At 66.7% G+C, this 14,218-nt stretch carries 12 protein-coding genes; 6 read left to right on the top strand and 6 right to left on the bottom strand.

Annotation, left to right across the window (positions count from 1 at the left end; genetic code table 11):
* Nucleotides 1–63 precede the first annotated feature (63 nt).
* From fdhF to AUP43_RS17260, 3 genes are all read right to left on the bottom strand, one after another.
* Complete coding sequence (fdhF, locus tag AUP43_RS17270) at nucleotides 64–2,835, bottom strand: formate dehydrogenase subunit alpha (RefSeq protein WP_067559989.1); 2,772 nt, start codon at nucleotides 2,833–2,835, stop codon at nucleotides 64–66.
* Complete coding sequence (locus tag AUP43_RS17265; RefSeq protein WP_084462885.1) at nucleotides 2,835–4,598, bottom strand: NADH-ubiquinone oxidoreductase-F iron-sulfur binding region domain-containing protein; 1,764 nt, start codon at nucleotides 4,596–4,598, stop codon at nucleotides 2,835–2,837. Before AUP43_RS17265 ends, fdhF begins: the two co-directional genes overlap by 1 nt.
* A 78-nt stretch (nucleotides 4,599–4,676) precedes the next feature.
* Complete coding sequence (locus tag AUP43_RS17260) at nucleotides 4,677–4,886, bottom strand: DUF3553 domain-containing protein (RefSeq protein WP_067559987.1); 210 nt, start codon at nucleotides 4,884–4,886, stop codon at nucleotides 4,677–4,679.
* Nucleotides 4,887–4,949: 63 nt separating this feature from the next.
* On the opposite strand from AUP43_RS17260, the gene AUP43_RS17255 reads away from it, so the two are divergent.
* The 6 genes from AUP43_RS17255 (at nucleotide 4,950) to AUP43_RS17230 (ending at nucleotide 11,534) form a co-directional block, all read left to right on the top strand.
* Entirely contained in the window at nucleotides 4,950–5,615 is a 666-nt protein-coding gene (locus tag AUP43_RS17255) for a histidine phosphotransferase family protein (protein ID WP_067559985.1), read from the top strand.
* A 121-nt stretch (nucleotides 5,616–5,736) separates the two neighbouring features.
* Nucleotides 5,737–8,451, top strand: coding sequence for a hybrid sensor histidine kinase/response regulator (locus tag AUP43_RS17250; protein ID WP_067559982.1), 2,715 nt, complete (start codon nucleotides 5,737–5,739; stop codon nucleotides 8,449–8,451).
* 8 nt (nucleotides 8,452–8,459) lie between these two features.
* Nucleotides 8,460–8,957 (top strand): chemotaxis protein CheW, encoded by a 498-nt coding sequence (locus tag AUP43_RS17245; RefSeq protein ID WP_067559980.1) that lies wholly within the window; start codon nucleotides 8,460–8,462, stop codon nucleotides 8,955–8,957.
* A 134-nt stretch (nucleotides 8,958–9,091) separates the two neighbouring features.
* Nucleotides 9,092–9,457 (top strand): response regulator, encoded by a 366-nt coding sequence (locus AUP43_RS17240; protein WP_067559978.1) that lies wholly within the window; start codon nucleotides 9,092–9,094, stop codon nucleotides 9,455–9,457.
* A gap of 77 nt (nucleotides 9,458–9,534) precedes the next feature.
* On the top strand, nucleotides 9,535–10,644 hold the full coding sequence (locus AUP43_RS17235; RefSeq protein ID WP_067559991.1) for a protein-glutamate methylesterase/protein-glutamine glutaminase: 1,110 nt from the start codon (nucleotides 9,535–9,537) through the stop codon (nucleotides 10,642–10,644).
* Entirely contained in the window at nucleotides 10,641–11,534 is an 894-nt protein-coding gene (locus tag AUP43_RS17230; protein WP_067559976.1) for a CheR family methyltransferase, read from the top strand. Before AUP43_RS17235 ends, AUP43_RS17230 begins: the two co-directional genes overlap by 4 nt.
* A gap of 16 nt (nucleotides 11,535–11,550) precedes the next feature.
* On the opposite strand, the gene ychF is transcribed toward AUP43_RS17230, so the two are convergent.
* From ychF to AUP43_RS17215, 3 genes are read right to left on the bottom strand one after another with little or no spacing between them, the layout of a single operon-like run.
* Nucleotides 11,551–12,651 (bottom strand): redox-regulated ATPase YchF, encoded by a 1,101-nt coding sequence (ychF, locus tag AUP43_RS17225; protein ID WP_067559974.1) that lies wholly within the window; start codon nucleotides 12,649–12,651, stop codon nucleotides 11,551–11,553.
* A gap of 5 nt (nucleotides 12,652–12,656) precedes the next feature.
* Nucleotides 12,657–13,301: an aminoacyl-tRNA hydrolase gene (gene pth / locus AUP43_RS17220; RefSeq protein ID WP_067559972.1), complete on the bottom strand. Its 645-nt coding sequence runs from the start codon at nucleotides 13,299–13,301 to the stop codon at nucleotides 12,657–12,659.
* Nucleotides 13,302–13,336: 35 nt separating this feature from the next.
* Complete coding sequence (locus tag AUP43_RS17215) at nucleotides 13,337–13,960, bottom strand: 50S ribosomal protein L25/general stress protein Ctc (protein ID WP_067559970.1); 624 nt, start codon at nucleotides 13,958–13,960, stop codon at nucleotides 13,337–13,339.
* Between the last annotated feature and the right edge of the window lie 258 nt (nucleotides 13,961–14,218).

Genomic DNA, 14,218 nt, shown 5'->3' with positions numbered 1-14,218 from the left:
CCTGGATTCCCGGCACAAGGCCGGGAATGACGGGGAGGAGGAAAGGGGGCTGCGACCCGGCGGTTACGTCGCCGGGGCGGCCTCGTTGGTGCGCTCCAGCCGGGCGGCGCAGAATTTCAGTTCGGGGATCTTGCCGTCCGGATCGAGCGCGGGGTTGGTGAGGAAGTTGGCCGCCGCCTCGGCGTAGCAGAACGGGATGAACAGCGTGCCGCTGGACACATCGCGGTCCAGCCGGGCCTTCAGCTCGATGGCGCCGCGTCGGGTGCGCACGCGGATCGTCTCGCCGGGCAGGATGCCGGCCTTGCCCATATCGTCGGGCGAAAGATGGCAGAAGGGTTCCGGCTCGATGGCGTCCAGCACGGTGGCGCGCCGCGTCATCGCCCCGGTGTGCCAATGCTCCAGGATGCGCCCGGTGGTCAGGATGAACGGGTAGTCGCCATCCGGCAACTCGTCGGGCGGGCGGATATCGGTGGGCACGAAGCGCGCCCGGCCGCTGGCCGTGGGGAAGCCGTCGCCGAAGATCACCTCCTGGCCCGGATCGTCCGCCGCCTCGCAGGGATAGGTGACGGAGCCCTCGCGCTCCAGCCGCTGCCAGCTGATGCCCCGGATCGAGGGCATCAGCTGGCGCATCTCCTCGAACGCGTCGCGCGGATGGGCGTAGGCCCAGTCGAGGCCTAGCCGGCGGGCCAGCTCCTGGATGATCCACCAATCCTGGCGCGCCTCGCCCGGCGGCTCGATGGCCTGGCGGCCGATCTGTACCTGCCGGTTGGTGTTGGTGAAGCTGCCATCCTTCTCCAGAAAGCTGGTGGCGGGCAGGATCACATCGGCGAAGGCGGCGGTCTCGGTCAGGAAGATTTCCTGCACCACCAGATGATCCAGCGTCGCCAGCGCTTGGCGCACATGGGTCTGGTCCGGGTCGGACATGGCCGGGTTTTCGCCCATGATGTACATCCCGCGTATCGCGCCGCGATGGGCCGCATCCATGATCTCCACCACGGTCAGGCCCTTCTGCGGGTCGATGGGCCTGCCCCAGGCGGCCTCGAACAGCGCGCGGACGGCATTGTCATCGACCGAGCGGTAATCCGGCAGGAACATCGGGATCAGCCCGGCGTCGGAGGCGCCCTGCACGTTGTTCTGCCCGCGCAGCGGGTGCAGCCCGGCCCCCGGCTTGCCGATATTGCCGGTCAGCAGCGCCAGCGCGATCAGGCAGCGCGCATTGTCGGTGCCGTGGGTGTGCTGCGAGATGCCCATGCCCCAGAAGATCATCGCCGCCTTGGCGCTGGCGTAGAGCCGCGCGGCGCGGCGCAGAACCTCCGCCGGTATGCCGCAGAGCGGCGCCATCTTCTCCGGGCTGTAGTCGGCCACGCGGGCCTTCAGCGCGTCGAAATCCTGCGTGAAGCGGGCGATATAGTCCGGGTCGCTCAGCCCTTCGGCGATGATGGTGTGGATCATCGCGTTCAGCAGCGCCACATCGGTGCCGCCGCGGAATTGCAGGTGCAGATGGGCGTGGCGCGTCAGTCCCTGGCCGCGCGGGTCGATGACGATCAGCGTCGCGCCCCGCTTCACCGCATTCTTGATGAAGGTGGCGGCGACCGGATGGTTCACCGTCGGCGTCGCGCCGATGACGATGATGACGTCGGAATTTTCGCACTCGTAGAACGGGGCCGTCACCGCGCCGGAGCCGATGCCCTCGATCAGCGCCGCGACGGAGGAGGCATGGCACAGCCTTGTGCAATGATCGATATTGTTGGTGCCGAAGCCGGTGCGCACCAGCTTCTGGAACAGATAGGCCTCCTCGTTCGAGCCCTTGGCGGAGCCGAAGCCGGCCAGGGCATCAGGCCCGGTCGTTTCGCGGATGCGGGCCAGGCCGGCGGCCGCGACTTCCAGCGCATCTTCCCAGCTCGCCTCGCGGAAATGGGTCAGCGGGTTGGCGGGATCGACCTCCAGCGAGCGTTCCTTCGGCGCGTCGGTGCGGCGGATCAGCGGCTTGGTCAGGCGTTCCTTGCTGTGCACATAGTCGAAGCCGTAGCGGCCTTTCACGCAGAGCCGGTTGTGGTTGGCCGGCCCGTCGCGGCCCTTCACCGCCAGGATGCGGTTGTCGGAAACCTGAAAGGTGAGCTGGCAGCCGACGCCGCAATAGGGGCACAGGCTGTCGACTTCCCGTTCCGGCTGTTTGCCGGGCAGTCCCGCCTCGTTCAGCAGGCTGGCCGGCATCAGCGCGCCGGTCGGGCAGGCCTGCACGCATTCGCCGCAGGCCACGCAGGTGCTGTCGCCCATCGGATCGCCGAAATCGAACACGATCTCGGACTCATGCCCGCGCCCGGCCAGGCCGATCACGTCGTTCACTTGCACCTCGCGGCAGGCGCGGACGCAGAGATTGCACTGGATGCAGGCATCCAGATTGACGGCGATGGCGGGATGGCTGGAATCCGGCTTCGGCCGCGCCGCACGCTTCGGGAAACGGCTGTCGGCGACATCCATCGCCTCGGCCCAGCGCCAGAAGGCGCTGGCGGGGTCGTGCGCCTGATCCCGCGCCGGCTGGTCGGCCAGCAGCAGCTCGAAGATGGTGCGCCGGGCGTGCCGCGCCCGGTCGGATGCGGTGGTCACCTTCATGCCGGGCGCCGGCTTGCGGATGCACGATGCGGCCAGCGTGCGCTCGCCCTCGATCTCCACCATGCAGGCGCGGCAATTGCCGTCCGGCCGGTAACCGGGCGCAGGCTTATGGCATAGATGCGGGACGGTCGTGCCGCCGCGCCGGGCGACCTGCCACAGGGTCTCGCCGGGGGCGGCCTCGACCTCCCGTCCGTCCAGCGTGAAGCGGATCGCTTCCGTCATCAGCGGCCTCGCGCGGCGACGTCCTCGGGAAAATGCGTCAGCACGCTCAGCATCGGGTTCGGCGCCGCTTGGCCTAGCCCGCAGATCGAGGCGTCGGCCATGGCGCGGGCGAGGTCGCGCAGCAGCGGCTCATCCCACTCCGGCCGCGCCATCAGCGTGGCCGCCTTCTCGGTGCCCAGGCGGCAGGGCGTGCATTGCCCGCAGCTCTCGTCGGCGAAGAAGCGCATCAGGTTCAGCGCCGCGTCGGCCGCATTGTCCTGGTCCGACAGCACGATGAAGGCATGGCTGCCGACGAAGCTGTCATGCTCGACCAGCGTGCCGAAATCCAGCGGGATGTCGGCCAGGCGGGCCGGCAGGATGCCGCCGGAGGCACCGCCCGGCAGATAGGCCTTGAAGGCGTGCCCCTCGGCCATGCCGCCGCAATATTCCTCGATCAGCTCGCGCGCGGTGATGCCGGCCGGGGCCAGCTTCACCCCCGGCCCCTTCACCCGGCCGGAGACGGAGAAGGCGCGGATGCCCTTGTGCCCGCGCCGCCCCAGCCCGGCGAACCACTCTGCCCCTTCCTGCAGGATGTCGCGCACCCAGAACAGCGTCTCGACATTGTTCACCAGCGTCGGCCGGCCGAACAGGCCCTGTTCGGCCACATAGGGCGGGCGGTGGCGGGGCAGGCCGCGCTTGCCCTCGATCGATTCGATCATCGCCGATTCCTCGCCGCAGATATAAGCGCCCGCGCCGCGCCGCAGATGCACCGCGATGTCGCCCAGCAGGCCGCTTTCGCGCAGATGATGCAGCTCGACCGCGATATTGGCGCGCAGATGCGGATATTCGTCACGGACATACAGGATGGCGGTTTCGCAGCCGGTCACGGTGGCGGCGATCAGCATGCCCTCCAGCAGCCGATGCGGATCGCGCTCCATGTAATAGCGGTCCTTGAAGGTGCCGGGCTCGCCCTCGTCGGCATTGACCGCCAGGAATTTCGGGCCCGGCTGGCTGCGCACCAGCGCCCATTTCCGGTCGGTCGGGAAGCCGGCCCCGCCCAGCCCGCGCAGGCCGGCCTGACGCAGCGTCTCGATTATCCCCTCGGGCGTCAGCCGCCCCTCGCGCAACTCGCGCAGCAACTCGTAGCCGCCGCCCTCGACATAGGCGTCGAGCCGGTCGTAGGGCGGGGCGAATTCATGCGCGAAGGGGCCGCCGGTCACCACCTTCTCCACCGTGCAATGCGGGATCTGCACATGATTATAGGCGGCGACCGGGGCCTGGTCGCAGGCCCCCATGCAAGGGGCGCGGACGATGCGCTTGTTGCGCAGCTCGGTGTCCGCCAGCGCGGCCAGCAGCGTCTCCGCGCCCGCGAGGCTGCAGCTCAGCCCGTCGCAGACCCGGATGGTGACGCGCGGCGGCTCCTCATCCTCGTCGCGCAGCACGGTGAAATGGGCGTAGAAGGTGGCGACCTCGTAGACCTCCGCCATCGGCAGGCGCATCAGATAGGCCAGCGCCGCCAGATGCTGGGCCGAGATATGGCCGTAATGATCCTGGATCGCGTGCAGATGCTCGATCAGAAAATCGCGGCGGATCGGCTTGTCGGTCAGCAGCCAATCGATCTCCGCCACCGCGTGCGGATCGACCTGTCGGCCCTTGGTGAAGGGGTTGGATTTGCGGCGCGTCTCGTCGCCCTCGCGTCCCGGGCGGCGCAGCCGGGTTGCGCCAGTGGCGGCGGCCGGCGCGGCGACCGGCGCGGCTACGGGGGGCTCGGTATCGTTCGGCATGGTGTCGCTTCCTCCCAGTTCCGGCGGTTTCGCCGGTTTTTCATTGCCCCCACGCCTAGCCCACCGACTGGCTTTCGTCTAGTCATCCTCGACTAGAACCAAACCAATTACGTCGCCGTTTATCAGTTGTTTACCCGCATGCTCGAAATTGACGGTGATCCGGTTGCCGATAACCGACTGCACTTGCCCCAGCCCCCAATCGGGCTGGCCTGGGTGGCGGACCAGGGCACCCGGGGCGAGGCCGCCTTCCAAGGCGGTTGAATTCATGGTGTTGAATGTGTCGTTCATGACGGGACTGCGCGCCTCATTTTTTATTCTGATAAGAACAGCATAAAGCGGAAGGAGTGCTCGATGCACGTCGAGATGAGGGTGATGGACCTGCTGATGTCGCGGCTGTGCCACGATCTGATCAGCCCGGTCGGCGCGATCGTCAACGGTCTGGAGCTGATCGAGGAGATGGGCGACGAGCTGGCGCAGGACGCGCTCGACCTGGTCGGCCGCAGCGCCCGCCAGGCGGCGGCCAAGCTGAGCCTGTACCGGATCGCCTATGGCATCGCCGGGGACCGCAACGATCACCCGTTGAGCGATGGTCGCAAGCTGCTGGCGGCCTATCTTCAGGAAAGCAAGGTGGTGCTGGACTGGCGCCCCGAGACGCGGATGGATTCCGAGGGGGCCGGCCCAGGCGTGCTGCGCGCGGTGCTGGCGCTCGCCCTGGTCGGAATAGAGGCGCTGCCGCGCGGCGGCAGTCTGACGCTAAGTTCCGCCGAGACCCCGGACGGCATCAGCGTGCAGATCGAGGCGCGGGGCGTCGGTGCGCGGCTGGAGGCGGCGGCAGCGACGGCGCTGAGCGACGAAACCGCGGCCGACGATCTCGATTCGCGCAGCGTGGTCGCCTTCGTCGCGGGGGTGCTGGCGCGCCGGCTGGGCGGGCGTGTCGAAACCGCGCTGGAAACCGACCGCGTGCGGTTAACGCTCTCCCTGCCGCCACGTCCGGAAGAAGAATTAGCCGGGGTTTGACGAAATTCCGAATCGTTTACCAGTTTTTAAGCTTCGCACCCCAGTATGGCCGCATGGTTAATTAGGGTGGTTTCTGCCAGGTTAGGCCGGTTGCCCGGCGCAATTACGGGGATGGTTAAAGATGGATGATCTGCTCAGCGAATTTCTGACCGAGACCGCCGAGAATCTGGCGACGCTCGATCTCGAGTTGGTCAGGCTGGAACAGAACCCCAACGATCCCAGCCTGTTGAGCAATATTTTCCGCCTCGTGCACACCATCAAGGGCACCTGCGGCTTCCTGGGTCTGCCGCGCCTGGAGGCGGTGGCGCATGCGTCCGAGAATGTGCTGGGCAAGTTCCGCGACGGCGAGCTGGAAGTCACCCCGCAGGCGGTCACGCTGATCCTGGCCTCGCTCGACCGCATCAAGATGATCGTCCACGCGCTGGAGCAGACCGAGACCGAGCCCGAGGGCGAGGATGGCGATCTGATCGCCGCCCTGGACGCCATGGCCGCCGGAGAGACCACAATCACCATCGAAACGGCCGCAGCCGGCGCCCAGGCCGCCGCGGCGGAAGAGGAGATGGCGGCGGCGGAGATGGCGATGGATACGGCCGACGATGTCGGCAACCGTCCGGGCGAGGTCTCGCTCGACGAGCTGGAGGCCGCCTTCCTGGCCGCGCCCGGCCCGGAGGATATGCCGGCCCCGCCGCCGGCCGCGCCCGCCCCGGCTGCGGCCCCCGTCGCCAAGGCGACCGGCAGCGATGTCGTGGCCAAGAATGGCGGCGGCGTCGCCTCGGCGGAGACCGCCGACAGCGCGGTCGCCAACCAGACCATCCGCGTCTCGGTCGATCTGCTGGAAAATCTGATGACCATGGTCAGCGAGCTGGTGCTGACCCGCAACCAGCTGCTGCAGATCATGCGGCGCTACAAGGACACGGAATTCACCGTGCCGTTGCAGCGCCTCTCCCAGGTGACGTCGGAATTGCAGGACGGCGTCATGAAGACCCGCATGCAGCCGATCGGCAATGCCTGGGCCAAGCTGCCGCGCATCGTGCGCGACCTGGCGCATGAGCTGGGCAAGAAGATCGACCTGAAGATGATCGGCGCGGAAACCGAGCTGGACCGCCAGGTGCTGGAGCTGATCAAGGACCCGCTGACCCATATGGTCCGCAACTCCGCCGATCACGGCATCGAGGGCATCGCCGACCGGCTGGCCGTCGGCAAGTCCGAGACCGGCACCATCACGCTGAACGCCTATCACGAGGGCGGCCACATCATCATCGAGATCAGCGACGATGGGCGCGGCCTGAACATCGACAAGATCAAGCAGAAGGTGATTCAGAACGGCCTGGCTTCCGAGGCCGAGCTGGACGGCATGACGCTGCAGCAGATTCAGCAATTCATCTTCAAGGCCGGCTTCTCCACCGCGGCCCAGGTCACCTCCGTCTCCGGCCGCGGCGTCGGCATGGATGTGGTGCGCACCAATATCGAGAAGATCGGCGGTACCATCGAGCTGAACAGCCGCGAGGGCCGGGGCTCCAGCTTCGTTATCAAGATTCCGCTGACGCTGGCGATCGTTTCGGCGCTGGTCGTCGCCTGCCGGGGCGAGCGTTTCGCCATCCCGCAGATCAGCGTGGTCGAGCTGGTGCGCGCCTCGAACAATTCCGAACATCAGATCGAGACGTTGAACGCCGTCCCCGTGCTGCGCCTGCGCGACCGCCTGCTGCCGCTGGTCTCGCTGGCCAAGATGCTGAACCTGGACGATCAGCCGGCCGAGACCGGCTCCGACAGCTTCATCGTCGTCACCCAGGTCGGCACCTACACATTCGGCATCATCGTCGACCGGGTGTTCGACACCGAGGAAATCGTGGTGAAGCCGGTGGCGCCGATCCTGCGCTCCATCTCGCTGTTCTCGGGCAACACCATCCTGGGCGATGGCAGCGTCATCATGATCCTGGATCCGAACGGCATCGCGGCCGCGACCGGCGAGATCGGCGTCGGCCAGGACGAAAAGCATGGCGACGCCGTGTCGACCGAGGTTCTGGCCTCGCGCGCCCGCACCTCGCTGCTGGTGTTCCGCGCCGGCGACGAGAGTCCGAAGGCGGTGCCGCTGGCCCTGGTCGCCCGGCTGGAGGAGATCGACTGCGCCAAGCTGGAATGGTCCGACGGCCGCCCGGTGGTGCAGTATCGCGGCCGGCTGATGCCGCTGGTGCCGATCCTGCAAGGCTACGAGGTGAAGCGCACCGGCACCCAGCCGGTGCTGGTGTTCGCCGACCAGGACCGCTCCATGGGGCTGATGGTCGACGAGATCATCGACATCGTCGAGGACCGCATCGAGATCAATCTGAAGACCGAGCGGCCGGGCCTGATGGGCAGCGCCATCATCGGTGGCAAGGCGACCGAGGTGATCGACGCCGGCCATTATCTGCAACAGGCTTTCGCCGACTGGTTCGATGCCGAGGCGCAGCAGGAGCTTGCCGCCAACCAGCTTGGCAAGCGCGTGCTGCTGGTCGATGACAGCCCGTTCTTCCGCAATCTGCTGACCCCGCTGCTGACCGTCGCCGGCTATGAGGTGACGACGGCCGACAACGCCACCACCGCGCTGACCTATTGCGAGGAGGGCCGCGATTTCGACGTGATCGTCAGCGATATCGAGATGCCGGGCATGAACGGCTTCGATTTCGCCCAGGCGGTGCGCGGCAGCCGCTGGCAGGATGTGCCGATGGTGGCGCTGTCCTCGCATACCAGCCCGCGCGACCTGGATCGCGGCCGGGAAGTCGGCTTCAATGACTATGTCGCGAAGGATGATCGCGACGCCCTGCTGCAGACCCTGTCGCAGACCATTAGCGTAGCGTGAGGTGAGACATGGCTAACGATCTCGTAACCCGTCGGACGACCGAAATAACCGACCCGTCCACCGAAGCCTCGCAGCAATATGTGACGGTGTTCATCGCCAAGCAGATGTTCGGCTTTCCGGTGCTCGACGTGCATGACGTGCTGGGCCCGCAGCGCATCACCCGCATTCCCCTGGCCCCGCCGGAGGTGGCCGGCTCGCTCAACCTGCGCGGCCGCATCGTCACCGCCGTGGATATGCGCCGCCGGCTCGGCCTGCCGCAGGCCGAGGGAGGCGTGGGCAAGGGCATGAGCGTCGTGGTCGAATGCCAGGGCGAGCTGTACAGCCTGATGGTCGATCAGGTCGGCGAGGTGCTGAACCTGACGCATGAGTTGCTGGAGCGGAATCCCGCGACGCTGGATCCGATGTGGCGGGAAATCTCCAACGGCATCTACCGGCTGGACAAGCAGCTTCTGGTGCTGATCGACGTCAACCGCCTGCTCGATTTTTCCCGCGCTCAGGCCGCCTGAGGCGGTGTCGTTTCGCCAGGGTCGCTCTCTCACCGTCACTCCCGGGGGCATCGCCCCGGGCGGCGAATTCGTGTAGCGTTCCGTGATTGTCGGAAAAAAGGGGGCGCACGGTCGGCGCCGACGAGAGAATTGCTATGAAGTCCTGTCTAATCGTCGATGATTCCCGTGTCGTCCGCATGGTGGCCCGGAAAATCCTGGAACAGCTCGAATTCGCCATCGACGAGGCGGCCGACGGCCAGGCCGCCGTCGAGGCCTGCCGCAAGGCCATGCCGGATGCGATCCTGCTGGATTGGAACATGCCGGTGATGAACGGGATCGACTTCCTGCGCGCGCTGCGCCAGATGCCGGGCGGCGACCGGCCCGTGGTGGTGTTCTGCACGACCGAGAACGAGATGTCGCGCATCCAGGAAGCCCTGATGGCCGGGGCCAACGAGTACATCATGAAGCCGTTCGACAGCGATATCATCCAGTCGAAATTCCAGCAGGTGGGGCTGATTTGATGACCACCGCCCCCAATGCGCCTTCCGGGGCCGGCCTGGCGCCGGGCAAGCCCGCTGGCGCTGGCCCCTTCCGGGTGATGCTGGTCGACGATTCGGCGGTTATCCGCGGGCTCTACACCAAGGTGCTGGCGGCCGAGCCGGATATCGAGATCGTCGCCTCGGTCGGCGATGGCGAGATGGCGATGCGCCAGCTGCAGCGCTTCGATGTCGAGGTCACCATCCTGGATATCGAGATGCCGCGCATGGACGGGCTGACCGCCCTGCCTAAGCTGCTGGAGATCGACCCCACCTTGCAGGTGGTGATGTCCTCCACCCTGACCACCAAGAACGCCGATATCAGCCTGCGCGCGCTTTCCGCCGGGGCGAAGGACTACCTGCCGAAGCCGACCAGCGCCGGCGCGCTGATCTCGGCCGAGGATTTCAAGCGCGACCTGGTGATGAAAATTCGCGCGCTGGGGGCGGCCCGGCGCAGCAGCGGCGGCAAGGCGCGCATCGTGCAGCAGCCGGCGCGCTTCAGCGCCGACAAGCGCACCACGCCGGTGCCGCTGGCGCCCAAGCCGCTGATGTCGCAGAACATCGTCCTGCGCACGGCCGACGCGAAGCTGGCGCCGGAGGCCATCGCCATCGGCTCCTCCACCGGCGGGCCGCAGGCGCTGCTGAAGCTGCTGGGCAATCTGCGCAAGGATCTGCCGCAGCCGATCTTCATCACCCAGCATATGCCGGCCACCTTCACCCCGATCCTGGCCGAGCACCTGACGCGCGTCAGCGGCTGGGACTGCCGCGAGGGCAAGGATGGCGAGCCGGTGGTGCCGCGCCGCATCTACCTGGCGCCCGGCAATTTCCACATGCTGGTGGAGGCCGACGGCACGCGCCGGGTGATCCGCCTGACCCAGACCCCGCCGGAGAATTTCTGTCGCCCCTCGGTCGATCCGATGCTGCGCAGCCTGGCGAAAATCTACGGCAACCGCGTTCTGGTGCTGATGCTGACCGGCATGGGCAAGGACGGGCAGGCCGGGTCCGACGTGGTGGTCAAGGCCGGCGGCATCATCGCCGCTCAGGACGAGGCGAGCAGCGTGGTCTGGGGCATGCCGGGGGCCGTCGCCACCGCCGGCCTGTGCAGCGCCGTCATCCCCATCGACCGCATGGCGGGCTATCTGTATGAACGCGCACTGAGGCCGGCCGCATGAAGCCCGAGGATTTCACCCTGCTGGCCAACCTGGTCAAGGACCAGTCCGGCCTGGTGCTGACGCAGGACAAGATATACCTGCTGGAGAGCCGGCTGTTGCCGGTCGCGCGCAGCTTCAGCCTGAAGTCGCTGGAGGAGCTGGTGCAGGCCATCCGCATGCGCCACGACAGCCAGATATCGAAGGCCGTGGTCGAGGCGATGACGACCAACGAATCGCTGTTCTTTCGCGACATGAAGCCGTTCGACCAGCTAAAGCGCGTGGTGCTGCCCCGGCTGATGGAAAAGCGCCAGGCCGGCCGGCGGATCCGCATCTGGAGCGCCGCCTGCTCCAGCGGCCAGGAGCCTTACTCCATCGCCATGATGCTGAAGGAGGAGACGGCGCTGTCCGCCGGCTGGAAGTTCGAGATCGTCGCCACCGACCTGTCCATCGCCATGGTCGAGCGCGCCAAGGCCGGGGTGTATTCGCAGTTCGAGGTGCAGCGCGGCCTGCCGATCAATTACCTGGTGAAGTATTTCAAGCAGGATGGCGACAAGTGGCGCATCGATGCCGGCCTGCGCGAGAACATCCAGTTCCGGCCGTATAATCTGCTGCATGACCTGTCGCCGCTGGGCCAGTTCGACGTGGTGTTCTGCCGCAACGTGCTGATCTATTTCGACCAGCCGACCAAGGGCAAGGTGCTGGAGGCGATCGCCAAGCGCATGCCGGCCGACGGCATCCTGTATCTGGGGGGCGCTGAAACCGTGCTGGGCATCTCCGACCGGTTCCAGCCGGTGCCGGGAGAACGCGGCCTCTACATGCTGACCGACGCCGCCACGGGGGCGACCCGGCCGGCCCCGCCGGAACCCCCGAAGCCGCTGCCGCCGTTCCCCGCGCGCACCGTGGCCAGGTAGGCGAAAGCCCCGCCGCCTAGACGTTGAAGCGGAAGTGGAAGATGTCGCCGTCTTTCACGAGATATTCCGAGCCCTCGACGCGCAGCTTGCCGGCGTCCTTCGCACCCTGCTCGCCGCCGCAGGCGATGAAATCCTCGTAGGCGATGGTCTCGGCGCGGATGAAGCCGCGCTCGAAATCGCTGTGGATCACGCCGGCGGCCTCCGGGGCCTTCGCACCCTTGCGAACGGTCCAGGCGCGGGTTTCCTTCGGGCCGGCGGTGAAGAAGGTCAACAGGTCGAGCAGCGAATAGCCGGCGCGGATGACGCGGGCCAGCCCGGCCTCCTCCAGACCCAGCGAGGACAGGAATTCCTGGCGCTCCTCCATATCCTGGATCTGCGCGATTTCCGCCTCGATGGCGGCCGAGATGACGACGCTGCTCGCCCCTTCCGCCTTGGCCTTGGCGGCGACTTTCTCGGACAGCGCGTTGCCGGTGGCGGCGTCCTCTTCCGAGACGTTGCACAGATAGAGCACCGGCTTGGAGGTGATGAGCTGAAGCTGCTTCACCGCGTTCTGCTCATTCTCGGCGAATTTCACCGTGCGGGCCGGCAGGCCCTCGCGCAGTGCCACCAGGATTGGCTCGATCAGCTCCATCTGCGCCTTGGCGTCCTTCTCGCCGCTCTTGGCTTTCTTGGACAAGGGCAGGGCACGGCGCTCCAGGCTGTCGAGGTCGGAGAGCATCAGCTCGGTCTCGACCGTGTCGGCGTCGCGGACCGGGTCGACCGAGCCTTCGACATGGGTGATGTCGCCGGATTCGAAGCAGCGCAGCACATGGACGATGGCGTCCACCTCGCGGATGTTGCCGAGGAACTGGTTGCCCAGCCCTTCGCCCTTGCTGGCCCCGCGCACCAGCCCGGCGATATCGACGAATTCAAGCTGCGTCGGCAGAATCTTGGCCGACTTGGCCAGGGCGGCAATGGCGTCCAGCCGGGGATCGGGCACGGCCACGCGGCCGGTGTTCGGCTCGATGGTGCAGAACGGGTAATTCGCGGCCTCGGCGGCGGCGGTCGCGGTCAACGCGTTGAACAGGGTCGACTTGCCCACATTGGGGAGGCCGACGATGCCGCAATTGAAACCCATCTGCGCTATTCCTGAGTGTCGGAGGGTGGGGCCGAATCGGAGGCCGGTGCCGGCTTCGCCTTCGGTTGCCGGGGAGGGGGCGGGAACACGGCGGTGGTCACCTTGCTCATGAAGTGGCCGTCTTCGCCCTTGATGAGAATGTCGATATGCGCGGCCACGGCGTCCAGCAGCGGCACCAGCCAGGCCTGCTGCTCGACCTTGGCGAAATCGTTCAACACCCAGGCGAGCACCTTGTCCTTGTCGCCGGGATGGCCGATGCCGAGACGGATGCGCCAATATTCCTTGCCGATGGCGGCGTCGATGGAACGCAGGCCGTTATGCCCGCCATGCCCGCCGCCCAGCTTGACCTTGATCTTGCCGGGCACGAGGTCGAGCTCGTCATGCACGACGAACACCGATTGCGGCGCGATCTTGAAGAAGTTCCGCGCCTCGCCGACCGAATGGCCGGAATTGTTCATGTAGGTCAGCGGTTTCAGCGCCAGCACCTTTTCGCCGGCGATGACGCCCTCGGCCATCAGCCCTTGAAAACGCGCGCGCCACGGGCCGAACCCATGGCGGCGGACGATCTCGTCCACCGCCATGAATCCGATATTGTGGCGTTGGTTCGCGTGACCGGGGCCCGGATTGCCCAGGCCGACCAGAAGCAGCATGGTAATCCTGCCCGGTTAGCGGGAAGCGAAGGGGATTATTCCTCCCCTTCCTCCTCTTCCTCGCCGCTGGCCGCATTGTCTTCGCTGCGCAGCGCGGACGGGGCGGCGATGGTGGCGACGGTGAAGTCGCGATCGGTGATGGTCGGCGCGACGCCGTCCGGCAGCGTCACGGCGCTGATATGGATCGAATCGCCGACCTCGTAGCCGGTCAGGTCGATCACCAGCTCTTCCGGGATCGACTCGGGCGAGCAGTACAGCTCGACCTCATGGCGCACGATGTTCAGCACGCCGCCACGCTTCAGGCCCGGCGACTTCTCCTCGTTGGTGAAGTGGACCGGCACCGCGACCTCGACCTTCACATTCTTCGAGACGCGCAGGAAATCGACATGGATGGCGCGGTCGTTCACCGGATGCTGCTGCAGCTCGCGCGCCAGGACGCGATGCGCCTTGCCGTCGACGGTGACTTCATACAGGTGCGAGAAGAAACCCGGACGGCGCAGCTCGCGCTCCAGTTCCTTCGAATTGAAATTGATCATCAGCGGCGGCTGGTTGTCGCCATAGATGACGCCCGGCACATTACCCTCACGACGGGCGGCGCGGGCGGCCCCCTTACCGGCCCGTTCGCGCAGCGTCGCGTTGATCTTCAACACGTCTGCCATAGTGGAAACTCCTTACGAATGGCAAAGGGGCGGCGACCATCGCAGCCCCTCAGGCCGGCCTCCAAGGGTGCCGGCACGGCCCCACGCCGCCTAAAGACGGTTGGGAGGCGGGTTTATATACCGATTCGGCTGAACATGGCTAGGACCAATCAGCCATAATGGCTGCACTACAGCCATTATGGAGAATAGCTGCATTGGCAGCTTTATGGGTGCCACACTCTCTGCCCGTCACCCCCGGCCTTGTGCCGGGGGTCCACG

Origin of the sequence: Oceanibaculum pacificum (genome assembly GCF_001618175.1) — a bacterium.
Classification (GTDB): Bacteria; Pseudomonadota; Alphaproteobacteria; order Oceanibaculales; family Oceanibaculaceae; genus Oceanibaculum; species Oceanibaculum pacificum.
This window is presented reverse-complemented; position numbering and strand designations above follow the sequence as displayed.